19 protein-coding genes are annotated in these 24,065 nt (G+C 52.1%); 11 read left to right on the plus strand and 8 right to left on the minus strand.

The genetic code is table 11. The features are described 5' to 3' along the window. Positions 1-52: 52 nt before the first annotated feature. Positions 53-400 (minus strand): 30S ribosomal protein S6, encoded by a 348-nt coding sequence (rpsF, locus tag FEK30_RS06295; protein ID WP_012306075.1) that lies wholly within the window; start codon positions 398-400, stop codon positions 53-55. 247 nt (positions 401-647) lie between these two features. Here rpsF and FEK30_RS06300 point away from each other — a divergent pair, with 247 nt between their 5' ends. Next, the gene (locus FEK30_RS06300) at positions 648-1,442 is read left to right on the plus strand and encodes a fumarylacetoacetate hydrolase family protein (RefSeq protein WP_138072412.1); all 795 of its coding nucleotides are present in this window, start codon (positions 648-650) and stop codon (positions 1,440-1,442) included. 45 nt (positions 1,443-1,487) lie between these two features. Then, positions 1,488-3,212, plus strand: coding sequence for a peptide ABC transporter substrate-binding protein (locus tag FEK30_RS06305; RefSeq protein WP_138072414.1), 1,725 nt, complete (start codon positions 1,488-1,490; stop codon positions 3,210-3,212). Positions 3,213-3,223: 11 nt separating this feature from the next. Here FEK30_RS06305 and FEK30_RS06310 read toward each other — a convergent pair whose 3' ends face one another. Continuing rightward, a complete protein-coding gene (locus FEK30_RS06310; protein WP_062432140.1) occupies positions 3,224-4,900 on the minus strand; it encodes a serine/threonine-protein kinase in 1,677 nt (558 codons plus the stop codon). A gap of 363 nt (positions 4,901-5,263) precedes the next feature. Here FEK30_RS06310 and pheT point away from each other — a divergent pair, with 363 nt between their 5' ends. After that, the gene (gene pheT, locus FEK30_RS06315; RefSeq protein ID WP_138072416.1) at positions 5,264-7,693 is read left to right on the plus strand and encodes a phenylalanine--tRNA ligase subunit beta; all 2,430 of its coding nucleotides are present in this window, start codon (positions 5,264-5,266) and stop codon (positions 7,691-7,693) included. A 47-nt stretch (positions 7,694-7,740) separates the two neighbouring features. On the opposite strand, the gene FEK30_RS06320 is transcribed toward pheT, so the two are convergent. Beyond that, positions 7,741-9,132, minus strand: a complete 1,392-nt coding sequence (locus FEK30_RS06320) for an NAD-dependent malic enzyme (protein ID WP_138072418.1) — start codon at positions 9,130-9,132, stop codon at positions 7,741-7,743. A 250-nt stretch (positions 9,133-9,382) separates the two neighbouring features. Here FEK30_RS06320 and FEK30_RS06325 point away from each other — a divergent pair, with 250 nt between their 5' ends. Further along, entirely contained in the window at positions 9,383-9,988 is a 606-nt protein-coding gene (locus tag FEK30_RS06325) for a Uma2 family endonuclease (protein WP_138072420.1), read from the plus strand. Between the two features lie 185 nt (positions 9,989-10,173). Next, entirely contained in the window at positions 10,174-11,580 is a 1,407-nt protein-coding gene (glmM, locus tag FEK30_RS06330; RefSeq protein WP_255448014.1) for a phosphoglucosamine mutase, read from the plus strand. On the opposite strand, the gene recN is transcribed toward glmM, so the two are convergent. After that, on the minus strand, positions 11,577-13,343 hold the full coding sequence (recN, locus tag FEK30_RS06335) for a DNA repair protein RecN (RefSeq protein ID WP_138072424.1): 1,767 nt from the start codon (positions 13,341-13,343) through the stop codon (positions 11,577-11,579). The genes glmM and recN overlap by 4 nt on opposite strands. Positions 13,344-13,462: 119 nt before the next feature. Here recN and FEK30_RS06340 point away from each other — a divergent pair, with 119 nt between their 5' ends. After that, positions 13,463-14,359 carry a D-hexose-6-phosphate mutarotase gene (locus tag FEK30_RS06340; RefSeq protein ID WP_138072426.1) on the plus strand — a complete coding sequence of 299 codons (897 nt, stop codon included), beginning with the start codon at positions 13,463-13,465 and terminating at the stop codon, positions 14,357-14,359. A gap of 24 nt (positions 14,360-14,383) precedes the next feature. Here the strand turns inward: FEK30_RS06340 and FEK30_RS06345 are convergent, their stop codons facing one another. The 3 genes from FEK30_RS06345 to FEK30_RS06355 form a co-directional block, all read right to left on the minus strand. Next, positions 14,384-15,112, minus strand: a complete 729-nt coding sequence (locus FEK30_RS06345) for a Stp1/IreP family PP2C-type Ser/Thr phosphatase (RefSeq protein ID WP_168191165.1) — start codon at positions 15,110-15,112, stop codon at positions 14,384-14,386. A gap of 64 nt (positions 15,113-15,176) precedes the next feature. After that, positions 15,177-16,919, minus strand: a complete 1,743-nt coding sequence (locus FEK30_RS06350; RefSeq protein ID WP_138072430.1) for an ABC1 kinase family protein — start codon at positions 16,917-16,919, stop codon at positions 15,177-15,179. Between the two features lie 79 nt (positions 16,920-16,998). Continuing rightward, positions 16,999-17,328 carry a DUF6825 family protein gene (locus tag FEK30_RS06355; RefSeq protein ID WP_099237681.1) on the minus strand — a complete coding sequence of 110 codons (330 nt, stop codon included), beginning with the start codon at positions 17,326-17,328 and terminating at the stop codon, positions 16,999-17,001. A gap of 162 nt (positions 17,329-17,490) precedes the next feature. Between FEK30_RS06355 and leuD the strand changes: the two genes are divergently transcribed. The 3 genes from leuD to FEK30_RS06370 are packed head-to-tail and all read left to right on the plus strand — an operon-like array spanning position 17,491 to position 19,721. Next, entirely contained in the window at positions 17,491-18,084 is a 594-nt protein-coding gene (gene leuD / locus FEK30_RS06360; protein WP_065710064.1) for a 3-isopropylmalate dehydratase small subunit, read from the plus strand. Between the two features lie 6 nt (positions 18,085-18,090). Continuing rightward, positions 18,091-18,468 (plus strand): 6-carboxytetrahydropterin synthase QueD, encoded by a 378-nt coding sequence (queD, locus tag FEK30_RS06365; RefSeq protein WP_012306089.1) that lies wholly within the window; start codon positions 18,091-18,093, stop codon positions 18,466-18,468. Next, positions 18,468-19,721, plus strand: coding sequence for an FGGY-family carbohydrate kinase (locus FEK30_RS06370; RefSeq protein ID WP_138072432.1), 1,254 nt, complete (start codon positions 18,468-18,470; stop codon positions 19,719-19,721). Before queD ends, FEK30_RS06370 begins: the two co-directional genes overlap by 1 nt. Here the strand turns inward: FEK30_RS06370 and FEK30_RS06375 are convergent. Continuing rightward, positions 19,718-21,388, minus strand: coding sequence for a serine/threonine-protein kinase (locus FEK30_RS06375; RefSeq protein ID WP_138072434.1), 1,671 nt, complete (start codon positions 21,386-21,388; stop codon positions 19,718-19,720). The genes FEK30_RS06370 and FEK30_RS06375 overlap by 4 nt on opposite strands. Before the next feature lie 131 nt (positions 21,389-21,519). On the opposite strand from FEK30_RS06375, the gene FEK30_RS06380 reads away from it, so the two are divergent. Together FEK30_RS06380 and FEK30_RS06385 are read left to right on the plus strand one after the other, a co-directional pair. Next, a complete protein-coding gene (locus FEK30_RS06380; protein WP_138072436.1) occupies positions 21,520-23,136 on the plus strand; it encodes an MFS transporter in 1,617 nt (538 codons plus the stop codon). Between the two features lie 95 nt (positions 23,137-23,231). Next, positions 23,232-24,002 carry a hypothetical protein gene (locus FEK30_RS06385; RefSeq protein ID WP_030007079.1) on the plus strand — a complete coding sequence of 257 codons (771 nt, stop codon included), beginning with the start codon at positions 23,232-23,234 and terminating at the stop codon, positions 24,000-24,002. The last annotated feature ends 63 nt before the right edge of the window (positions 24,003-24,065 follow it).

Raw genomic sequence — 24,065 nt, forward strand, 5'->3', positions numbered from 1 at the left:
AGGAGCCCATCTCTACTAATTTTTGATTTAGTTTTTATCGCGTGCCGACAGTTTAAGCACCAGGAGCCGCTGGCTCAGAGGGAGGTGCGTCGGCTTCGAGGGCAATGGGTTCTGCATCTAGCTTCATGGTGAGGTAGCGAATAACCATTTCCCCTAAGCGCATATCCCGCTCGACGGCTTTGATTTGGCTGCCATCGGCTTTGTAGTTTACTTGGATGTAGATTCCATCGTTGAAGTTCTGGATCGGATAGGCGAGGTGGCGCTTGCCCCGTACTTGAACCTGAAGGTCGCTTGCCCCAGAGTCTTGGAGCATGGTCTTGTATTTGCTAGAGACTTCCTGCACCTGCTCTTCGCTGAGGTCGGGGCGCAGGATGTACATCATTTCGTAGTTGTTGCTCATTACTGTTTGATATAAATCCTTCTGGACAATAAGGCCGCTCGATGTGTGGAAATTTCGGATTTCTTTTACGATTCGAGAAGCAAGGATATAAAATTCTACTACACCTTGCCCCCTTTTAGGGAGTGTTGGCTGGATCTGAAACTGATGAAAAACAGATCATGACTTGGGTCTGAGGGTCTGTCATCGATTGGTGATCGCCACCTTGAGGTGGAGCTCTGTTCTGTGTTTAGTTGATCAAAATTCATTTATGGCGCAACGATATGTTCGGGTTCAAACTCCCCAAGGGCAAGTATTATACGGATTGCTAAAGCTCAACCGTGAAGTGCAGGTGATCGATGCGCCAGCCTGGTTGGGGGGACAACCGACGGGGGAAAGTCTCGCGCCGGATGAGTACCAATTATTGGCCCCCTGCGCCCCGTCAAAAATTGTTGCGGTGGGTCATAATTATGCCGCCCATGCGGCGGAACTCCAGCAGCCGATTCCGTCGGAACCAGTCTTATTTTTGAAACCTCCCAGTGCGATTGTGGCCCACCAACAGGGCATTGTGTATCCGGCCCAATGTCAACAGTTGGAGTTTGAGGGGGAATTGGCCCTTGTGATTGGCGATCGCACCCGCCATTGCTCTGAAGAAGAGGCCCACCGGAAAATTTGGGGCTATACCATCGCCAATGATGTGACGGCGCGGGATCTCCAACGGCAGGATGCCCAGTGGACGCGGGCAAAGGGATTTGATACGTTCTGTCCCCTCGGCCCTTGGATTGTGCGCGAGCTTAGCCCCGATGCCAAATTGCGCACCTATGTGACGCCCCTGGGGAAAGAACTCCCTGAACAACCAGACCCAGCCCAGGCCGCCTCGGTGCAGGATATGGTTTTTTCCGTGGCCAAATTGGTGAGTTACATCTCCGAAATTATGACCCTGTTGCCCGGTGATGTGATTTTGACGGGGACTCCCGCCGGAGTTCACCCTGTCCGCATTGGCGATCGCCTTTTGATCACCATTGAAGGGATCGGCGAGCTCGAAAATCCCATCGTCGCCCCCTAAGACCCGTCCCCGTCCTCCATTACTTGTTGTTGACTACCTGTTACCATGCCCATCGCCAAACGTTTTTTGACCCGTACCTGTGCTGCTGCCGCCTGTCTCCTGCTTGTGGGTTGTGGTACCACCAATAACATTACGCCCCCAAATCCCAGCGAACCGACGTTGCTCCGCCTACTGTACTGGCAAGGGCCAACCATTTTAAATCCCCATCTTTCTACGGGTTTTAAGGACTGGGAAGCCAGCCGAATTACCCTCGAACCCTTGGCAACCTTTAATCCTGATAGCGAGTTGGTACCTGTATTAGCCGCAGAAATTCCCAGCCTCGAAAATGGAGGGCTCAGTGCCGATGGACGCTCCGTAACCTGGAAACTCAAACCAGATTTGCGTTGGTCTGATGGGGAGCCGTTCACGGCGGCGGATGTGGTTTTTACCTATGAATTCATTACAAACCCGGCGACGGGGGCGACCAATGCGGGGGTTTTTCAGGGGGTGGAAACCGTAGAAGCCATCGACGAAACAACGGTGAAGGTTACTTTTAAAGATGTGACCCCTGCCTGGTTTGGGGTTTTTGTCGGGGCCGAGGGGATGATTTTACCCCGTCACAAATTTGTCGATTACCAAGGAGAACAGGCCAGAACTGCGCCAGCAAATCTGTTACCGGTGGGCACAGGGCCATACCGGGTGGTGGAATTTAAACCGGGGGATGTAGTGGTTTACGAAAAGAATCCCCATTATCGGGATGTCGAGCAGTTAGGCTTTGAGCGACTAGAGCTAAAAGGGGGTGGGGATGCCACCGCAGCAGCGCGGGCTGTCCTCCAAACAGGGGAGGCAGATTTTGCCTACAATCTCCAGGTAGAAACCAAGGTTTTGACGGAACTGAGTGCAGGGGGACAGGGGCAAGTTTTAGCGAACTTTGGGTCTTTGAGTGAACGGCTAGTCCTCAACTTCACTGACCCCAATCAGGAAACCCCCAGTGGTGAACGGTCGAGTTTGGCTTTTCCCCATCCTTTCTTGACGGATCGGCGCGTGCGGGAGGCGATCGCCACGGCCATTGATCGCGAGACCATTGCCCAGGAACTGTATGGTGTCACGGGCAAACCCACCAGTAATTTTGTAGTGAATCCCCCTGAGTTCGTCTCCCCCAATACCAGCTATCGCTTCAACCCAGAACAGGCCAAGGCCCTCCTCGACCAAGCGGGCTGGGTTGATACCAACGGCGATGGGACCCGTGATCAAGACGGCGTGGAGATGCGGTTGCTGTTCCAGACTTCTGTGAATCCACTCCGCCAGAAAACCCAAGCGATTATTAAGCAAAATTTGGCCGAAATTGGGATGGCCGTTGAACTAAAAAGCATTGACGCCAGCATTTACTTTTCCGGCGATCCGGCCAATGTGGACACCACAGAACGCTTTACAGCAGATTTGCAGATGTTTACGACGGGTAATACCAATCCTGATCCCTTGCCCTATTTCAAACGTTACACTTGCGCTGAAATTCCGACCCAGGCGAACAACTGGACGGGGGATAACTATGCCCGTTATTGCAACCCCGATTATGATGAACTCTGGGCCGCAACCACCCAAGCCCTCGATCCAGAAGAGCGGCAAGCCTCGTTGATTCGCCTCAATGATTTGCTGATTCAAGAGGTTGCGGTCATTCCCCTCATTCACCGGGCAGAGACCGCCGGGATTGGCGATCGCCTTACGGGAGTTAGCCTCACGCCCTGGGATATGAATACTTGGAATATTGCCGCCTGGCGCAAGGAAGCCTAGGAATGACGACCTTAAAATAGACCCCGCCGACCATTCGGCATGATAGTGGCCCAGTTCGTTTTAGCGGTTTTGAGTTGCTGGTCTGTAATTTTGGCGTTGCGCAAATTCGCGCCACAGAGATTTGCCCCGTCCAGCAGAGCGTAGTTTAAATAGGCCTGTTCTAGGTTAGCTCCCCGCAGATCGGCTTGGCTGAGGTTGGTATAGCTCAGGTAAGCCTGTTCTAGATTTGCGTCCCGGAGATTCGCTTGGTGTAAGTTAGCTTTGCCAAAATCAGCACGACTGAGATTTGCCCCCTGGAAATTGGCTTGAATCATTTGGGATTGGTGGAAAATACAACCTGATAAATTCATGCGCGGCAGGCTGAGACCTAACAGTTGTAGTTGAGCAAAGTTTCGGCGACCTTGGCCATAGGCACTCAACATATCCTGGGCGGTCAACTTAGTTTCCATCGGATTTGCCCGATTAGCTTTGTTCGGCTCGATCCGCATGGTTTTGCCCATGGTAGAACGGGGTTTGTTGCGTCCTGCGGTCAATCGATTAATACGCTGGGCAGAAGCAGAGGGGTGATAGGTGTCTGTCTGGGAAGGGGCACCATAGGGTTTCTTTTGGCGATCGCGTCTTGCTCGGATGGCCATCGCTAACTGAGAATTAGCCAGGGTGGAAGGGCCGCCCGTCAGTTCCCCATCGTCATCGCTTGAGGCGGTGGGAGAAACTTGGCCCCCAGTGGTTCCCGTAAAGGATTCTGCGCCACTCAAGTCTGCCATGCCCTGGGCCAGGCTTTCCATATAGGGTTCCATTTCGAGGGCATCAAGCACATCCTGGGCGGATTGATAGCGGTGCTTGACTGAACTTTCCAGCATTTTGTGGAGGACACTCGCGAGGCTGTTGCTGATATTGACGTGGGACTCCCACAGCAGCTCCCCCGTTTTGGAGTCGTAGTCGAGTTCTTTGGGGGGTTTCCCGGTGAGCAAATAAAGACAGGTGATCCCCACCGCATAGATGTCACTGGCATAGACGGGACGCATGGCCATTTGCTCTGGGGGAGCGTAACCTGGGGTACCAACGGCGAAGGAGGTGAGGGCTGTTTGTTCTGATGTCGAGGCGATCGCCTCGACGTTAATTTGATTTTTTACCGCACCAAAATCAATCAAAACTAATTTTTTATCTTGGTCACGGCGAATCAGGTTAGCGGGCTTGATATCCCGGTGGATGACCTGTTGGGAGTGAATGTATTGGATGACAGGTAAAACTTCGCTGAGAAATTGCCGCGCTCCGGCTTCGCTAAATGGCCCATTTTTTTTCACTTCCTGCTGCAGGTTATTGCCTTTGACATATTCCTGAACCAGGTAAAAATGATTGTCGTCTTCAAAGTAATCCAGGAGGCGAGGCACCTGGGGATGATTGCCGATGCGACCGAGGGTCTCCGCCTCCCGTTCAAAAAGTTCGCGGGCCATCTGGAACAAGTGCGGCACGTTGCTCGCAAGACGCAGTTGCTTGATCACACAGGATGGTTTGCCGGGGAGGTTCAAATCTACCGCAAGAAAGGTGGCACCAAAACCACCATGGCCTAAGCTTTTGAGGGGTTTATAGCGTTGGCGCAGGATTAGGCTACTGCCACAGGTTCCGCAGACTCGTGCCTTGAGGGGATTTTTGGGGTTGGAACATTTGGGATTGATACAGTAGCTCATCCAGAGTCACCTTAATGGGAGAGGCGATCGCCTCTGCAAGGAAAGTTTTGGTCGCCTATTTTGTTACCGTGAGCAAGCATGGCGTTGTGATCTGACGCACCAACGGGGATGACCTGTGATGGTGTGTTCACCTCAAGCTCCATCATATCCCACCACCTTAACGTACTGGGATGGTGTCTGGGGGTTTGCTAGGCGTGCTCTTAGCGTTCCCTAAAAGGGCGCGTTTCGGCTCAGGGCTTGGGTCTTTCTATCAGGATCTGTGGGATATCATCTATGGCGATCGCCCCCAATATTTTCCCCGGTAAGGGGAGGGAAACGTTTAAAATAAACTCCTTGAAACTAGTGTAATGCCCCAAAAAGTCAATGCGGATTTCCCTGAATTGGTTAAAAGAGTTTGTTGAGATCACCCTATCGCCAGAAGAATTAGCCAAAACCCTAACCATTGCTGGGTTTGAAGTAGAAGAAATCGAAGATCGCCGCCGCCTGGCCGATGGTGTCGTTGTTGGTAAAGTTGTGAGCCGCGAACCCCATCCCGACGCCGACAAACTGAGCGTCTGTCAAGTCGATATTGGTGCAGACGAACTTTCAACCATTGTCTGTGGGGCGAAAAATGTCCGGGCCGATATCTTTGTCCCCGTCGCTACCCTAGGCACCTACTTACCCACCATTGACCTCAAACTAAAACCCACCAAACTCCGGGGTGTAAAATCCTCCGGGATGATTTGCTCCCTCTCCGAATTGGGCTTAGAAAAAGACTCCGAAGGCATTCACATTTTTGAACAACCAGACCTAAAGCCGGGGATGGATGTGCGCCCCCTCCTCGGCTTAGATGATGTGGTATTGGATTTAACCGCCACCGCTAACCGAGCCGATGCCCTCAGTATGGTCGGCGTCGCGCGGGAAGTGGCGGCCCTCACGGGGGTAGATGTCAAACTCCCAGAAATTCCGGCCATGGATACCGCCCCAGAAACGTTGACCATCACCGTGGCCGATCCTGTCGCCTGTCCCGCCTATCTCGGTACGGTGATCGAAGGTGTGACGACAGCGCCTTCTCCTGATTGGCTAAAATTCCGGCTCCAAGCGGCTGGCACTCGCCCGATTAATAATGTTGTTGATATCACCAACTATGTACTCCTCGAATGGGGACAGCCCCTCCATGCCTTTGACCGGGAGCGCCTCGCCCAGGTGGCAGGATCTGAAACCGTTGCCCTTGGGGTGCGGTTTGCCAAAGCCGGGGAAATGTTAACGACCCTCGATGGTCAAGAGCGCAAGCTAGCTGAGAAAAATTTGGTGATTACCGCCAATGATGTCCCTGTCGCTTTGGCGGGAGTAATGGGTGGTGAAAGTACGGAAGTTCACAATGGCACCCAGAATATTGTTTTAGAAGCAGCCCTATTTGAACCGGTCACTATCCGACGGTCTTCCCGGGCCGTGGGTCTGCGCAGCGAATCTTCGACTCGCTATGAACGGGGCGTCAACCAAGTGGAATTAGACCGGGCGGCCCAACGGGCGATCGCCCTCCTCCAAGAACTCACCGGAGGCACTGTAGTTCAGCGTGGTCTCACGGATACCCGACCCGATCCCAACGCCCGCCCCAAAATCCCGCTGCGTTTACAACGGCTCCATGAAGTCCTCGGCCATGTCCACAAGGACGGCAAAATTTTTGACGTGCCCCTCGCTGATGTAGAACGCATTTTAGCTGACCTCGGCTGCACCCTCGAATCCACAGGAGAAGGGGTCTGGGAAGTGGCTGTGCCTCCCTACCGTTATCGCGATTTAGAGCGTGAAATTGACCTCATCGAAGAAGTCGCCCGTCTCTATGGCTATGACAATTTCTGCGATACCCTGCCGAGTCAATCCGCCGCTGGTTTCTTGTCCCCAGCCGAAAAAGTAAATCGTCAATTGCGGGGCAGCTTCCGGGCGATTGGCCTGACCGAAGTAGTGCATTACTCCTTGGTTAAGCCAGAACTTGCTGACATCAAACTCAGTAACCCCCTGTTTGTGGAATATTCTGCCCTACGAAAGGAGCTGCTCACAGGGTTAATTGATGCCTTTGCTTACAACCAATCCCAAGGGAATGGTGCCCTCAATGCCTTTGAATTGGGTCGCGTTTTTTGGCTAGACGACAACGAAAACTATGCTGAAGCCGATTATCTGGCTGGAATTCTAGGGGGCAATCTCAATCCCGATGGCAGTTGGGCTGTTGGTGGCAAAGGTCAACCGATGTCTTGGTATGAAGCAAAGGGATTTCTTGATGCCGCCTTCCGGCAACTGGGCTTAGAGGTGAGCTATCGGGCAGATACTAGCAACGAAAAATTGCATCCTGGCCGGACAGCGTCTCTCTGGCTTCAGGGGCGTCAACTGGGGATTTTCGGGCAACTTCATCCCCAATTGCGACAGGAAAAAGATTTGATCGATGCGGTGTATGTATTTGAACTTAAACTTGATCTGCTGCAAACGGTACTGAGTCGTCCATCCCAACAGGTGCCCATTTTTAAGGCCTTTTCTACTTACCCCGCAGTCACCCGTGACCTAGCGTTCTTCGCTCTCCTCGAAACGTCTGTAGCCGACCTGGAGCAGGCCATGCAGAAAACAGCAAAAAAACTGTTGGCTGGGGTGGAGTTATTCGATGAATATCGCGGTGAGCACGCCCCTGAAGGCCAGCGCAGTTTGGCTTTCAGTTTGCAGTATCGGGCTACGGATAAAACCCTAACGGACGAGGAGATTGATCCAGTCCACCAAAAGGTGCGAGATGCGCTGGTCAAACAGTTTGCCGTGACCTTGAGAAGCTAACCCCTCTGCCTCGCGGCATCTCCCCTCAAGGGGAGAATCAAGGTGTTCTAGCGGCGGGCAACACCATCTTGGCGGGCGGCTTGACCGACGGCGGCGGAAACGGCGGCGGCGACCCGTTGATCGAAAACCGAGGGAATAATATGCTCTCGATCCAACTGGGCCGGGCTAACCAAAGAGGCGATCGCCTGGGCTGCTTGGAGGCACATATTGGTGGTAATGCTGGAGGCACGGCAATCGAGGGCCCCCCGGAACACCCCTGGAAAGGCGAGAACATTATTGATTTGGTTTGGGTAATCGCTGCGCCCAGTGGCCACCACCGCGACTTTATCCATAATCAGTTCTGGCTGAATTTCGGGGATTGGATTCGCCATCGCAAAGACGATTGGGTCTTTCGCCATGGAGATCACCATTGCGGGGGTCACCACACCCGGCGCACTTACCCCAAGGAAAATATCAGCATCCTGCATCGCCTCGGCGAGGGTGCCAGAGGCGGCCACGGCAAAGGCTTGTTTTTCGGGGGTGAGATTATCCCGTTGGCTGGAAATAATCCCCTTGGAATCACACATCCAAATATCCGTTGCCCCTGCTTGCCGGAGTAATTTGGCGATCGCCACTCCCGCAGCTCCTGCTCCGTTGATCACGATTTTGACGCTCTGTAGGTCTTTTTTGACCAATTTCAGGGCATTAAACAGTGCTGCGAGAGAAACAATTGCCGTACCATGCTGATCATCGTGGAAGATGGGAATATCTGTTTCTGCTTTCAAGCGTTGTTCAATTTCAAAGCAGCGGGGCGCGGCAATATCTTCTAAATTCACGCCGCCAAAAACCGGGGCGAGATACTTCACCGTGCGGACAATTTCTTCGACATCCTGGGTCGCCAAACAAATGGGAAACGCATTCACCCCAGCAAACTCCTTGAAGAGCATCGCTTTCCCTTCCATCACAGGCATTGCGGCTTCCGGCCCCAAATTGCCTAACCCCAAAACAGCACTGCCGTCGGTGACGATCGCCACCATATTGCTTTTCACGGTCAAATCATAAACCTGTTCCGGTTTCTCGGCGATCGCCTGACAAACGCGACCCACCCCCGGCGTATAGGCCATCGCTAAATCGGACTGCACCGTCAGGGGAATGCGACTTTCGACGGTAATTTTCCCCCCCTGGTGAATCGCAAAAGTCCGGTCTAGAACCTTGAGAATTTCAATCTCCGGCACCGCTTTGACGGCATCAACAATATCCCCAGCGTGTTTTTCACTGGATGCATCTACGGTGATGTTGCGGATTAAAAACTTCAGATCCCGTTCTACCAACTCAATATTACCGAGGCTGCCTCCCACGTTGGCGATCGCCTGGGTCACATTGGCCAAAGTGCCCGCCCGGTTAGGGATACGTAGCTGGATCGTGACACTGTAGCTAGGATTTGGGGTGAGGGCAACCATAGAATTTGCGTTAAGTTTTACTTGCTGAAAAAACAAAGAGAGGAAAAATTCCCATCTCATTTAACCCTACTTTTCCCTTTTCCTAAAGTATTCCGGCTTACGAAATGGCTTGGAACGATCTCAGGAAAAAACACTTTAATCTTGCCCGGAGCTGACCTGAATCAAATCGTGAATCATTGCCTTTGGGGATGCCGCCCCGTAAATTCTTGGCAAAATGGAGGAGAATGTCACCCAAATTGTTGAAAACATCATGGTTGCCTTCACCTCAGATCAGTACCTCAGTCCCGAAGAATATTTAGAGTTTGAAAAACATAGCGACATTAAGCATGAATATATGCACGGAGAAGCTTATGCTATGGCTGGAGCAACGCGCGCCCACAATACTGTGAGCTTAAATTTGGCGATCGCCTGCCGTAACCATTTAGGCGATTCCCCTTGCCGCACCTATATGGCTGATGTGAAAGTGCGTTTATCAGCAGGAAAAAAGTTTTTCTATCCAGATCTAGTTGTCAGTTGTGATGATGACGATGATTTGAGTTTGTCCTATGTGACCCAACCTAGGGTAATCATTAAAGTCTTGTCAGAATCGACAGAAGGCTTTGACCGGGGCGATAAGTTTAAGTTCTACCGCACGATTCCCAGCTTGCAGGAATACATTTTGGTCAGCACAACCCATTACTCGGTAGACTGCTTTCGGCGTAGCGAAGGGAAGCTCTGGATTCTAGAAAGTTATCAAGGCCAAGAGGCAACGCTTAAACTGCAATCCCTAGACCTCGAAATTCCCCTAGTGGATATCTATGCCACTGTCGATTTGCCGGAAGTTGAGCCGGAATTCCCCAGTGAGATAGACGAATAAATAAAGGCGATCGCCGCCCAAGCCTCACTCCAGGTTTTTAAACCAGACACCATTGATACCAATCCCTGATAAAAGCGGCTCCATAGTGGTCAGGACAAATCAATCACTGATATCGTTGTGTCTGTATGTTGTGAGGAGCAAAACCCATGATGATCATGCCAGAGGAAGGACATCCCCTGAGTCGTATGTTGGCGAGCTATCCGCCCCAAGCCCTACGGTGTGATTTACCCGCAGGTTCATTATTTGGGACTGACGGGATTCGGGGTAAAGCAGGGGATTTGCTGACGGCACCCTTTGCGCTCCAAGTCGGCTACTGGGCTGGACAAGTGCTCCAGGAAACAGCGGCACGACGCGCCCCCGTGATCATTGGACAAGATTCTCGCAACTCCAGTGATATGTTAGCGATGGCGATCGCCGCTGGTTTGACCGCCTCTGGATTAGAAGTGTGGCATGTGGGCCTTTGTCCGACGCCCTGTGTTTCCTATCTGGCCCGCACCACGGACGCCATTGGGGGAATTATGATTTCCGCTAGCCACAACCCCCCCGAAGATAATGGCATTAAGTTTTTTAGTGACGCGGGGACAAAACTCCTCAAGGATCTCAGTGCCAAAATTGAAGCAGGTCTGCGCGGCGATCGCCTAGAAAATATTCTGTTGCAAACCAATAACTGTGGTTCCTACCAACATCAAAAGGAACTGACCCAACAATACCGGGATGCAGTTTTTGCGACGCTTCCCCAAGGTTTATCCCTCGACGGCCTCAAAATTGTGCTCGATTTGGCCTGGGGCGCTTCTGTACATTTGGCCCCTGAACTCTTCCAAGCCCTCGGTGCAGAAGTGATTGCCCTACACCACCAACCAGACGGCAACAAAATTAACGTTAACTGCGGTTCGACCCACATCGACCAACTCCAAGGGGCGGTGCAATTCCACAACGCAGATCTCGGTTTTGCCTTTGATGGGGACGCCGACCGGGTGATTGCCGTAGATAACACAGGCCGGATCGTTGATGGGGATTACATCCTCTACCTTTGGGGGAAACAACTCCAGGCAGCGGGTCAACTGCCGAACAATTTAATTGTCGGTACCGTAATGGCAAATCTGGGCTTTGAGCGGGCCTGGGAAAAACTAGGAGGACAACTTCATCGGACTGCCGTTGGCGATCAGTATGTCCAAGCGGCTATGTGGCAGACGGGGGCGATGCTCGGTGGCGAACAATCGGGTCATATTCTTTGCCATCACCACAGCGTTTCTGGGGACGGGATCCAAACGGCATTGCATTTAGCGGCCCTCGTCCGGGAGGCAGGGGTTCCCCTCAATGAGTTAATTGACCAAAGTTTCCAGACCTATCCCCAGTTCCTGAAAAATGTGCGGGTCGAAGATCGCGATCGCCGTTTAAATTGGCAGAACTGCGACGTGCTTCAAACGGAAATTGCTAAAGCCGAAGCGGCCATGGGTGATAAGGGACGGGTGTTGGTGCGGGCTTCGGGGACGGAACCTGTCATTCGGGTGATGGTTGAGGCCGAGGAACAATACCTCGCGGAATATTGGACGCAACACTTGGTCAATGTGGTGCAAACCCATTTGGGCTAGGCTTGGGTCATTTTGCTGCCTGCCTTGAGGGTTTGGGCCTGGACTAAGAGGGATTCGGCGAAGGAAATCGCTTCCTCGGCGGCATGACCCCCCGTCAACTGGGCTAATTCATCGCGGCGTTTCTGATGGTGCTGTAGGGATTCTACGGCGACAAGGGTGCGATCGCCTTTTTGTTTTTTTGCCTGGGATTGCACTTGTTTTGTCACGCGAAAATGCCCATCGGCCATGGCGGCAATGAGGGGTTGGTGGGTGACGCAAAGCACCTGATGATACTGGCTGAGATGGTGGAGCTTGGTGGCGATCGCCTGGGCCACTTTCCCAGAAACCCCGGTGTCAATTTCATCAAACACCAAAGTTTTCGGCGTCGTCTGCTGCTGGGTGAAACAGGCTTTGAGGGCGAGGAGAAAGCGACTCATTTCCCCACCAGAAGCAATCTCGGCGAGGGGTTGAGCCACCTCTCCAGGGTTCGGGCTGAAATAAAACGTCACCTGATCGGCTCCGGCGGCAGTAGGCGAGATGGGACTAAGGCGACATTCAAAGCTCACCTTTGCCATCGCCAGGGGTTTCAGTTCTTTAATCAGTTGCTTTTCTAATTTTTGGGCTGCTTTTTGGCGTAATTGGCTTAATTTTTGGCAATGGACTTCTAAGTCTTGATATTTAATTCTACAGTCTTGCTCTAGGGCTTCAAGGGACTGATCCGCAGCGGTGAGGACATCTAGCTCCCCCTGAAGTTTGTCCCGGTAGGCGATCGCCTCGCTGAGGGTCGGGCCATACTTACGGCAAATTCGCTTTAGTACCCGCATTCGGGCCTCAATGTCAGCCAATTGTTTTGGGTCAGCTTCAAGATTGTTGTTGTAGGTGCTGATTTGGTGGCCTGCTTCTACTACCTCTGTAAGGGCATTGCGCACCATGTCGAGAATGCCATTTAACTGGGTATCATAGTCCACCATTTCTTTGAGCAGGTTCTCAGCCTCCCCCAAAAGATCCGCCACCGCCGGGGTTTCGGGATCGTCATTTTGGTACAAAATTTGGTGTGCCTGGTAACTGAGCTGTTGCAATTCCACCACATGGGAAAGGCGATCGCCTTCCTGTTGCAATACTTCTAGCTCCTCAGGATCCTCTAAATGGGCGTCACATAGCTCCTGGAGTTGATATTGCAGTAAATCTAGCCGTTGGAGCCGTTCTTGCTCCGAAGTGCGCCGACTTTCGAGTAATTGCTTTGCTTTGAGATAAATTTGATAGGTGGCAGTCACAAGTTGCCGCTGCTGTTGCACCTGGGAGCCACCGTAGCTATCGAGGAGAATTCGTTGCCGTTCAGGAATCAGGAGTTCAACCGTTTGACCCTGGGCGGTAATTTCTAGCAGTTGCGCCCGGAGTTCCGCCATCAAACCCTGATTAAGAATAATTCCGTTGACACGACTGCGCGATCGCAAACCAGTGCGGGTCAGACTTAACTCCCGACTACAAACCACCGTTTCATCTTCTAGCAGATCAATGTCTTGGCTCTGTAACCATTGTTTGATGCTGGGGGTGAGGGTAAAGGTTGCTTCAATAAACGCCCGTTCTCCCGTGGCATCTCCTTGATCATTTTTCGCCCGAATTAACCGCGCCGTTGCTTTTCCGCCAAGGGCAAGATCGAGGGCATCCAGAATAATTGACTTTCCGGCCCCCGTTTCCCCGGTCAAAACCATCAACCCAGCCTGTAAATCGAGTTCTAGATGATCGATCAACGCAAAATTTTCAATGCGGAGGCAACACAGCATAAATGGTTGAGGAAAAGAAAAGTCGTTCGCTGTCTATTATGCCGGAGTTTTGGGGCGGCAGTGGCAGATTCTGGCCCTGGCAATTTTCACTAAAATGGCAGTAGCGCTCCACAGTTTTTATGCATCTTGACCAACTCAATCAACAATACGGCTTGCCTGAACTTTCCTTTGGCGATCGCCAACCGGGTTTTCCGGTGATCAAAATTAAGAATCGGTTTGCCACGGCAGAAATCTCTCTCTATGGCGGACAGGTGCTTTCTTTCCAACCAAGCAACACCCAGGCTGATCTTTTATTTTTGAGCGATCGCAGTCATTACCAACCAGGAAAAGCGATCCGGGGTGGGATTCCCATCTGTTGGCCCTGGTTTGGGGCAGACCCGGACGAATTAGGGCGAGCAAACCATGGTTTTGGGCGCGATCGCCTCTGGACTGTCCGGCACACTGAAACCCTCGCCAATGGCGCAACCCGCGTTATTTTAAGCTTGCAAGATGACGAAGAGACCCACAAAATTTGGGATTATGCTTTTGAACTGGCGATCGCCATCACCGTAGGCGAAAGCTTAGATCTCGAACTCACGAGTCATAACCGCGATCAAAGGCCGATGACCATTACCCAAGCTCTCCACACCTACTTCACCATCGGCGACATTCAACGGGTGAAAGTGCTGGGTCTTGCGGGCCTGAATTACATCGACAAGGTAGACAGCGCACAGCAAAAATCACAAATTGGCGAAGTCACGATCCAGGGGGAAGTAGACCGCATTTATCAAAATACCGCCCCGAAGCTGTTCATTGATGATCTTAGTCTTGAGCGAAAAATTGAGGTTTGTAACCGAAACAGTACCACGACCATCGTCTGGAATCCTGGCATGGAGAAAACTGCAACCATGGGTGATCTTTCTCCGGACGCCTATCAACGATTTCTCTGTGTTGAAACGGCCAATGCTGCCGCCGAGACTATCACCCTCGCTGCCGGCGAACGCTATACCCTCGGTGTTACTTACCGATTGTTGTGAGTTATGGATTATGGAAAATTTGGGCTAGTCGGCTTCAACCTGCACCAAAACTACGGTGACGTTATCGGAACCACCGTTATCTTTAGCCGTTTCAATTAAAGCCGCCGCTGCCTGGTCGAGATCATCATTAGCGCTCAGAATAAATTGGATTTCTGAGTCATCTACCTCTTCCGTTAGTCCATCGCTGCATAACAACAGGCGATCGCCACCGTGAATCTCTAGGGTAGCCAGGTCAATCAAGCTTAAATCTTTACGACCCAGACATTGGGAAAGGACATGACGCCAGGGATGCACCTTCGCCTGTTCTGCCGTAATATCTCCCGACTGCACCGCCTGGGAGACCCAGGTATGATCGCCAGTTACTTGAATGAGGGTGTCTCCACGGACACTATAGAGGCGAGAATCCCCCACGTGGGCGCGCCAAACATGATCGCCCCGAAATAGCACCATCACCGCTGTCGTGCCCATGTCTTGACGGGCTGGGTTGTCGAGTTGATCCGCGAGGATTGCCTCATTGGCTTTGATGAGAGCCGTTTCTAAAAGATCTTCTGAGCTTTCTGGGCTTTCCCAATTAGCCTCTAAATATTGCTGGATGGTTTCTACGGCAATCCGACTAGCTTCTTCTCCCCCCGCGTGTCCTCCCATGCCATCGGCAACGATGAAAAATCGCCCGTCGGGATCACAATAGTAGGAGTCTTGGTTAGCGGAGCGCACCAACCCGGGATCAGTTTGCCCCGTAAAGCGACATTTCATAAGCATGGTTTCGGGAAAATAGCTGGAAAAGTAGCGTACTAGATTAGAACTTATCTAAATTTAGCTAAAATTTGCGGTCGTAGCGATCTAGTTTTTTAAGGAGACGCCATAATGCCCAACCAGGCACCAAGGCGATCGCCCCCACCACCGCCGTCGGAATGAATGAGCCATTCACAAATAACAGGGTAGCAGACAAAATCAGCGCACAAAAAATCAACGTATAATTCGTCGCCAGTTGCATTCCCCCCAATTTGCGGAGCAGTCGGTCAGACTCCTGGGCCCGCACCCGGATGCGAATATCACCCCGGTCTAGCTTGTCGATGGTGTCTTCAATGCGCCGTGGCAAACCAAAAGTGGAAGTGCTCAGTTGTGCCGCCTGGCGTCCTAACTGGTCAATAATGTTGCTGCCGCTGGGTAAATTTTCACTCATAACCTGGAGGGCGAAGGGTTGAGCCACCGCCATAAAATTGAACTCTGGATCAAGGCCTTTGCCGACCCCTTCTAAAGTAGAAAAAGCCCGCATCACAAAGGTAAAGGTTGCTGGAAACCGAAAGGGCTGGTCGTAGGCAATTTCGTAAAGGTCATCACTAATCGCCGTAATCGATTGGGCCTCAAAGGGCTTATCCATAAAATTATCCAACATAAATTGGATCGAGCGGCGTACCGGTGCCAAGTCTCCGGTTGCTTCCAAGGCCCCTAGGGTAACGAGGGAGTTTATCACCCGGTCGGCATCCTTTTCTGTAATTCCCAACATGGTTTCCATGAGGCCAGCTTTGACATTGGCCTTGATTTCTCCCATCATCCCAAAATCATAGAAAATGAGTGCCCCATCGGGACTCACCGCCAGATTACCGGGGTGGGGGTCAGCATGGAAAAAACCATCATTTAGTAATTGTTGTAAATAGGCCCGGGCGCTGAGTTTCGCCAATTGTTTGCGTTCTAGGCCGGCCGCTTCCAGGGCTTCGTAATGGCTAATTTTGATCCCCGGTACATACTCCAAGGTCAACACTCGCGGTGAGGCATAACGCCAGTAGACCTTCGGTACTTTTACCCAGTCAATCCCCCGGAAGTTACGCCGGAAGGTATCGGCACTGCGTCCTTCCTGGAGGTAATCTACTTCCTGCCAGAGGATACGGCAACATTCAGCGTAGATTCCAAGCCAGTCACGGTTTTTGCCCCAACGGGGATGGTTTTGGAAATACCAGGCAATTTTTTTAAGGATCGCCAAATCAATGGTGAAAAGCTGTTTCAGGCCCGGTCGTTGGACTTTAACCACCACTTCTTCGCCGCTGTGGAGTTGGGCTTTGTGGACTTGACCGAGACTCGCCGCCGCGAGGGGAACGGGGTCGAAACTGCGAAACAGAACATTAATCGGTTTACCAAGGTCTGCTTCGATTATTTGCTTCGTTTGTTCGTAGGAAAAGGCTGGTACGCGGTCTTGGAGCTTAGACAGTTCCTGGACGTATGCTTCGGGAAATAGGTCGGCGCGGGTTGAAAAGAGTTGACCGACTTTAATAAAAGTAGGCCCCAATTCGAGGAAGCTATCTTTAATCCACTGGGCTTGAATTTTTTGCCGGGCTGCGAGTTTCTCTTCGGTAAAACCACCCGCATAAGTCCATTTCTTGCCGTTGCGGATTAGTTTAAAAATCAGGGTGAGCACAAATACCCAAATGTCGAACCGTCGCCGATTTTTGGAGTAGTTTCCACGGTTCCAGCGATAGGTAGATTTAGCCCGCTCTAGGCGCGGTGCTGGGGTGGCGTTGGGATTAGAGACCCTGGAATTGGCTTGGGAAGACAGAGCAGACACAAAGAATTTGCCTATCGAAATGGGTTTACGGAAAAGAAAAGTATGGTGTGGCTAGGGCGATCGCCTTGGGAGAAAAAGCTTAATTTTGGGTATCGCGATATTGCTTGAGTTCCGCTTTGAGGCTCGCAATTTCTGCCCGGAGATTGTCGATCATCTCCTGGAGGTCAGCGGGACGATCGTCGCCGTCAATGTCGATGGTGATCGGACGGCTAGGATTCGCTTGATTGGCCGCTTCCCGTTCAGCGCGGGCCTGGACTTCTTGGGCAAATTCCTGAAACCATTGATTGCGTTCTGCATCGAATTTACCAAGATCACTAAGCAGATCCGTCAAACTGTCTTCTACCCTCTCTTTGAGGACTTCTGCAAAGGCGCGGCCATAGGCCAGGGCTTGGAGGACGGGGTTGTTCATGGGACGCAACATTTCTTAATGGCTTTCGTAACAGATTATATCTATTAAACGAGGTTTCGTCTTTTGGCGATCGCCCCTGGGGTTTCCTTTTCACTGCGGCAATTGCCCCAGGAAAGTATGCTAAATTAGCAATCTCCCACTGGTCACCGATTCAAACGAGATATGAGCAGCGAAATCAAGCAAGTTTCTGGCACAGGGATCCCGCTCCGGGGCAACGACATCGACACAGACCGCATCATTCCCGCACGGTTTCTGAAGTGTGTCACCTTTGATGGCCTTGGGGAACAAGCTTTTGCGGACGATCGCCAGCAACTAGACGGCGAGCATCCCTTTGATTTACCCCAGTATCAGAATGCGAATATCCTCGTGGTCAACGGTAATTTCGGCTGCGGCTCTTCACGGGAACACGCCCCCCAAGCCCTTTTGAAATGGGGTATTGAAGCCATTGTGGGTGAAAGTTTTGCGGAAATTTTCTTTGGGAACTGCCTCGCCAACGGCGTCCCCTGTGTAACGGCGGATCGGGCTACGGTCGAAGCATTACAAAGCCAGTTAGAAGCCAATCCCCAGGCGGCCACCAGCGTCGATCTAGAAAATTTGACAGTTTCCTGCGGTGACTGGTCGGGTCAAATCCAGCTAGGAGAAGGGGCTAGACAAGCATTACTCGCTGGCACTTGGGATAGTTGTGGTCAATTGGTGGCGAACCAGGCGGAGATTGCCACAACGGCGACAAAATTGCCTTACCTGGCCTGGGCCTAAACCATCATGGCCCAGTGGGAACTCTATAAAGAATTTCGCTTTGAGGCAGCCCACCAACTGCCCCACCACGATGGCAAATGTGCCCGTCTCCATGGCCATAGTTGGGTGATGCGGGTGTATCTGCGGGGCGATCGCCTCCAGGAAACGGGGCCAAAACAGGGGATGCTTTTCGATTTTGGCGAGATTAAAAAATACGTCCAGCCGCTACTAGATCAGTACCTAGATCACTACCATTTGAATGATTCCTTGGGGATGGAAAGTCCCACCAGCGAGGCGATCGCCCAATGGATTTACCAAGAGCTGAAAAAAGTGGATTTACCGGGTTTAGCGGCGGTAGAAATTAAAGAAACTTGCACCGCAGGCTGTATTTACACCGAAGACTGATGACCGCGCCATTTTACCTCGGCCTTGATTTCGGGACTTCTGGGGCACGGGCGATCGCCATTACAGGTGAGGGTGAAATTTCCCAAACGATTAGTGTAGATCCCCTTGCACAAACGCCCCAGGGTTGGCGCGAGGCACTCTGGCATTTACTCGCTGCCCTCAATCTAGAGATTCGGCAAAATCTCCAGGCGATCGCCCTCAATGGCACCTCTGGAACGGTTCTACTCTGTGATGCCTCCGGAGAAGCGATTACAGAAGCCCTGCTTTACAACGATGACCGGGGCCAGACCGTTTTACCAATGCTCCGAGTCTTGGCACCGCCCCAACATCTTGTGCAATCGGCCACGGCCAGCCTCGCCAAATTACTCTGGTTTGAATCCCAGGGGTTAACCCAGGGGGCCAGCTATTTTTGTCACCAGGCGGATTGGTTAAGTGGCTTACTCCACGGCAACTTTGGCCTGAGCGATTACCACAACGCCCTAAAACTTGGCTATGACGTCGAAAATCTCGGTTATCCTCCCTGGTTACAACAGCATCCTCTGTTTCATTTACTGCCCCAAGTGCAACCCCCCGGTGCTGGGAAACAAAAGATTTTAGCGACCGTTGCTCGGCGGTTTGGGATCAATCCCCACTGTCAAATTTGTGCCGGAACCACCGATAGCATTGCGGCCTTTATCGCCAGTGGTGCCCAGGAAATTGGGGAAGCAGTGACCTCCCTCGGCTCCACGTTGGTGCTGAAATTGTTAGGCGATCGCCCGATTCAAGACCTGGCCGCCGGGGTCTACAGTCATCGGTTTGGTCATCTGTGGCTCGTGGGTGGCGCTTCAAATACAGGCGGTGCTGTGCTCAAACATTATTTTGATGACACACAACTGCAACAACTCAGTGCCACTATTAATCCCCACCAGGACAGTGGCTTAAATTATTATCCGTTGCTACGGCCTGGTGATCGCTTTCCGATTAATGACCCAACTTTGCCACCAAAATTAACCCCACGGCCTGAAGACCCCCGCCAGTTTTTGCAAGGCCTCTTAGAAGGCATCGCCCGCATTGAAGCCCAGGGTTACCAAAAGTTACAGGCCCTAGGAGCGCCTCCCGTTAGCACCGTCTTTACCGCTGGTGGTGGGGCAAAAAACCCAATCTGGACACAAATTCGTGCCCGTTACCTCCGTTGTTCAGTGCTTATTTCACCCCAACCAGAAGCCGCCTATGGGAGCGCTCTCCTCGCCCAACGGGGACTGCCCAGAGCCTAATCGTGGAAGCCGGGATTCCAAATGCCGAGATAAAGGCGATCGCTATCGTTGCGTTTAATTTGGCCCCGGTGGTTAGCCGTGGTGAAGGATTGGGAACTGCTATTGCGGTTGTAGACACTGGCCACCGCTTGGTTCACTTCCGGGGGCACGCCTTCGGGCAAAAGGCCACCCAGGGTTTGTTGGATCACGCTGAGGTCAGTCCCCACGGGAAAAGTGATTTCCGTCTGGGCTAAGGTGCCCGTTGTGTTGTCAACGATGTAGCCGAGGCTGACATTCGCCGGGCCATAGTTGCGATACAAAATCGCCGTACTATCACCCCAAAAGCCAGGCCGTTGATCGGTGGGGGGCACAGAAATAATTTGGGGAATGGCGGCGCCGGGAGTCCCCACGGGAATTAACGGAATTTCTCCAGGGCTGGGAGTAGGTTCTGGGGTCGGTTCTGGCTCCGGCTCCGGCTCTGGAATGGGTTCCGGTTCTGGCTCTGGTTCTGGAATGGGCTCGGGTTCCGGTTCCGGCTCTGGGGTCGGTTCGGGTAGGGGAGTTTCAAGAACAGGCGAATTGCTCTCTGTGTTCAAGGCTGGATCTTCGGGAAAAGTTTGAGGTTCAGGCGATCGCCCGACGAGGGCAAAGGTCAACCAAATTCCCGCACTAATGCCAATACCGCTAAACAAAACCGTGAGAATCGCCAAACGCCAACAGCCACCATTTTCTGTTTCCTGGGGTTGGGCGGCGGTGGTGCTTGTCGGTAATGTGGTACGTCTTGCCACGGGGGGCGATCCCACAACCCGCGTGGCGGTGGTTTGATTGCCATTAACTACAGGAGCCGGAGCCGCCGCAGTGCCCACTGCATTCCGGAGAGCATTTAACATCGCCTGGGCCGTGGGAAAGCGATCACGGGGATGGAATTTCACCGCCTTAGCAATGACTTGACCCAGGGGCGTTTGCAGATAGGGAAAATCTTGCTGCCAAATCAATTCCCCCGTTTGGGGATCATTGGGAAACTGTTGGGGAGATTGGCCAGTGAGGAGAAAAATCGCCGTAAACCCAAGGCCATACAAATCACTGGAATAGACGGGACGCCCGGTGCCCTGTTCGGGGGCCATGTAGCCGGGGGTGCCGATCGCCACAGAGACGGGCTGGCTCAAGTCCAGGTGAATGGCGGTGGTCAGGGCTTCCTTGACGGCCCCAAAGTCAATTAAAACAGGTTTGCGATCGCTACTGCGCAGAATAATATTTTCTGGCTTAATATCCCGGTGAATGATGTATTGGTCATGAACCAGTTGGAGGACGGGCAACAAGTCCAGCAAAATTTGTTGTACCTGGAGTGGGCTTAAGCTGCCCTGCTGTTTAACGATGTCCTGAAGTGTCAGTCCATCGATCCATTCTTGCACCAAATAAAATCGTCCCTGCTCCTCAAAGTAGGCGTAGAGCTTGGGGATCTGGTTATATTTTTCCCCCAGGCCTTCGAGGATGGCGGCTTCCCGTTGAAAGCGTCGCTGCATCTCCTGGACCGTTTGGGGACTGGTGGCCTGTACCTTGAGGGATTTCAGCACACATTGCCGTTGGGAGGGCAGTTGTAGGTCTTTCACCAAAAAGGTATCCCCAAATCCACCCTGTCCGAGGGTCTTCACGATTTGGTAACGGCCATTGATCAAGGAAGATTGCATAGGGATTTGGTTATGAAAAGGCGTGAATTTTATTTTACATTCCCCGTTTCTGAGTTGGCGATCGCCGATTACCGTGGCAGCCACTACAATTGCAAGCAGTTTCTTTGTGCCCCCAAGCGGGCGTCCCTGCCATGACCCAGCCGTTCCATCCCCCATCAGAAAAACTCAACCTATCGACAAAAATTGCCTTTGGGGCGGGCGATATTGGGCCAGCTCTCACGGCAAATGTCTTGGTTTTCTTTCTGTTGTACTTTTTTACCCAAGTGGCGGGTTTACCACCAGGCCTGGCGGGGAGCATCTTGATGATCGGCAAAATTTCCGATGCCATCAATGATCCGATTGTGGGGGTTTTGAGCGATCGCACCCGTCATCCCTGGGGCCGACGCTTGCCCTGGATGCTGGGGGGAATTATTCCCTTTGTCTTTGTCTTTTTTGGGCAGTGGTTGGTTCCCCAATTGAGCGAAATTGATCAAGTGAATGATTGGTTTTTGTTTGGCTACTACATCGTGATGGGCATTTTATTTAATCTGGCCTACACAGCGGTCAATTTGCCCTACGCGGCCCTCACTCCAGAGTTAACCCAGGATTACCACGAACGCACAAGCTTGAACAGTTTTCGGTTTAGTTTTTCCATTGGCTCTAGTATTTTTTCGCTGATTGTGGCGCGGTTGATCTTTCAAGCTTATCCAGATGATCCCCTAAAGCAATACAGTCTCCTGGGTCTGGTTTGTTCAGTGTTTGCGGGCTTGGCGCTGTTGTGGTGTACGTTGCGGCTTCAAGAGAAGGGGCGATCGCCAATTTTAAACCCTCGGCAACGCCAGCGATTGGGTCAAGGGTTATGGGGAATGGCTGGGGTGAGTGGCCTGGTTGGGTTGGGGTTGCTCCAGGGGCCAATTTTATGGCCATTTTTGTTTATTTCTGCGGGGCTATTGCTGGCGGTGGCGGGTTGGACATTTGTGCGCTCTGTGCCGGAACCCCATTTAACAGTACCTTTGGCTGAACAAACGGATCTTGCGGCCCCGATTCCCTTCCGGGAGCAACTGAAAATTGCCTTTAGTAACAAACCCTTTCTCTTCGTGATTGGGATTTATCTCGCCTCTTGGCTGGCGATTCAATTAACCGCTTCGATCTTGCCCTATTTTGTGATCAACTGGATGGGCTTGCCGGATGCGATGTTTCCCAATGTGGCTCTGGCGGTACAGGGGACAGCCCTGGTGCTTTTATTTGTAGCCAGCGCCCTCAGTCAACGCTTAGGGAAAAAAACGGTGTATTTTGGGGGCGTTTTCCTGTGGATCATTGCCCAGGTGGGGTTGTTTTTCTTGCAACCGGGACAAATCGGTTTAATGTTTGCCTGTGCAATCTTGGCTGGCTGTGGGGTGTCCGTGAGCTATCTGATCCCCTGGTCGATGGTGCCCGATGTGATTGAGCTAGACGAACTCACCACCGGACAACGGCGGGAAGGCGTTTTTTATGGCTTTATGGTGCTCCTCCAGAAAATAGGTCTGGCTATTAGCTTATTCCTGGTGGGTCAAGCCCTCGCCTGGGCTGGTTTCGTTGAATCTATTCCGGGTCAAGCGCCCCCGGTGCAACCTGATTCTGCCCTCCTAGCAATCCGCTTGGCGATCGCCCCCTTACCGACCCTTGCGCTTATCATTGGCTTAGGACTCGCCTACTTTTATCCCATCACCCAGCAGTACCACGAAGAAATTCGCCTCAAACTCGCTGAACGGCGCGTCGATCAAGCCTAGTTGCAGTGGCGATCGCCCCACAAAGTGCATCAGTAAATAGGCGGCACAACTAAGACTGGGCAACACACAAAAATTCCCACTTAAAATCAAGAGCCATGACAACCACACTTTTTACCGCCCCCCGCACCCTCTTACAAATGATTGCCACTGGTGCAGTATTTGTGTCCGGATTCTCCGCCAATGCCCTTCCTACCACCGCTTCCCCTTTAACCGTAAGCCCCGCCCAGGATGCAACGTCCCTATTTTTTGAAGATTACACCTGGTGCGACGCAAAAATGCTGGGGGAATTCTGGGGAGAAGGCCCCGGTAATGCCAAGGTCAGTGCCGGCAAACTCCTCCAGGATGGTGACTATCAAACCGTTGAAAGTAAATTAACGGCGGCCCGGGACTATTACGGTGGCCAAGGTCTTTGCAACTATACTGACGAAGGCTTTAGCTATGAAGATATGGTTGTCGTCGCTGAATATTGGGATGTGTCTGTGACTGAAGCAAAAACAACCATCGCTGACAAATTGGAATGGGGCTTACCGGGTGTTGCCCATGACATCGTTGAGATGGCCTACGCCGAGCAATCCCATTATGATCCCACCGCGATTGTCGAAACCATTGCCTTTGAGAATTTGAATCGTGATGGCCACACTTTAGGTTATTTTGTCCAACGGGCCGATGGTCTATGGGTCGAGCTTACTGCTGCCGGGGAAGAAATTTTTTACTTCAATGAAATTGAGCGGGATCCGTTGGTGGTGACCCTCTTCGACGCTTCACGCAATATGGAAATTCATTTGGACTATCATTTCAATCAAATTCAATATCGCTATTCTTCCGATCCGGGTGCGCCCCAGCCCCTCTATGCGATGGGTTTCTAAGCGGCAATCGTCTTGGGAGGTGAGGCATCATCTCCCGCATTTTTTTGGATAAACATCGACGAC

Source organism: Picosynechococcus sp. PCC 11901 (assembly GCF_005577135.1).
Lineage (GTDB): Bacteria > Cyanobacteriota > Cyanobacteriia > Cyanobacteriales > MRBY01 > MRBY01.

Bases quoted from the DNA above. Each gene is read 5' to 3' on its own strand.
- rpsF (WP_012306075.1), bottom strand. From the start codon at position 400: ATGAGCAACAACTACGAAATGATGTACATCCTGCGCCCCGACCTCAGC.
- FEK30_RS06300 (WP_138072412.1), top strand. From the start codon at position 648: ATGGCGCAACGATATGTTCGGGTTCAAACTCCCCAAGGGCAAGTATTA.
- FEK30_RS06305 (WP_138072414.1), top strand. From the start codon at position 1,488: ATGCCCATCGCCAAACGTTTTTTGACCCGTACCTGTGCTGCTGCCGCC.
- FEK30_RS06310 (WP_062432140.1), bottom strand. From the start codon at position 4,900: ATGAGCTACTGTATCAATCCCAAATGTTCCAACCCCAAAAATCCCCTC.
- pheT (WP_138072416.1), top strand. From the start codon at position 5,264: ATGCGGATTTCCCTGAATTGGTTAAAAGAGTTTGTTGAGATCACCCTA.
- FEK30_RS06320 (WP_138072418.1), bottom strand. From the start codon at position 9,132: ATGGTTGCCCTCACCCCAAATCCTAGCTACAGTGTCACGATCCAGCTA.
- FEK30_RS06325 (WP_138072420.1), top strand. From the start codon at position 9,383: ATGGTTGCCTTCACCTCAGATCAGTACCTCAGTCCCGAAGAATATTTA.
- glmM (WP_255448014.1), top strand. From the start codon at position 10,174: ATGTTGGCGAGCTATCCGCCCCAAGCCCTACGGTGTGATTTACCCGCA.
- recN (WP_138072424.1), bottom strand. From the start codon at position 13,343: ATGCTGTGTTGCCTCCGCATTGAAAATTTTGCGTTGATCGATCATCTA.
- FEK30_RS06340 (WP_138072426.1), top strand. From the start codon at position 13,463: ATGCATCTTGACCAACTCAATCAACAATACGGCTTGCCTGAACTTTCC.
- FEK30_RS06345 (WP_168191165.1), bottom strand. From the start codon at position 15,112: ATGAAATGTCGCTTTACGGGGCAAACTGATCCCGGGTTGGTGCGCTCC.
- FEK30_RS06355 (WP_099237681.1), bottom strand. From the start codon at position 17,328: ATGAACAACCCCGTCCTCCAAGCCCTGGCCTATGGCCGCGCCTTTGCA.
- leuD (WP_065710064.1), top strand. From the start codon at position 17,491: ATGAGCAGCGAAATCAAGCAAGTTTCTGGCACAGGGATCCCGCTCCGG.
- queD (WP_012306089.1), top strand. From the start codon at position 18,091: ATGGCCCAGTGGGAACTCTATAAAGAATTTCGCTTTGAGGCAGCCCAC.
- FEK30_RS06370 (WP_138072432.1), top strand. From the start codon at position 18,468: ATGACCGCGCCATTTTACCTCGGCCTTGATTTCGGGACTTCTGGGGCA.
- FEK30_RS06375 (WP_138072434.1), bottom strand. From the start codon at position 21,388: ATGCAATCTTCCTTGATCAATGGCCGTTACCAAATCGTGAAGACCCTC.
- FEK30_RS06380 (WP_138072436.1), top strand. From the start codon at position 21,520: ATGACCCAGCCGTTCCATCCCCCATCAGAAAAACTCAACCTATCGACA.
- FEK30_RS06385 (WP_030007079.1), top strand. From the start codon at position 23,232: ATGACAACCACACTTTTTACCGCCCCCCGCACCCTCTTACAAATGATT.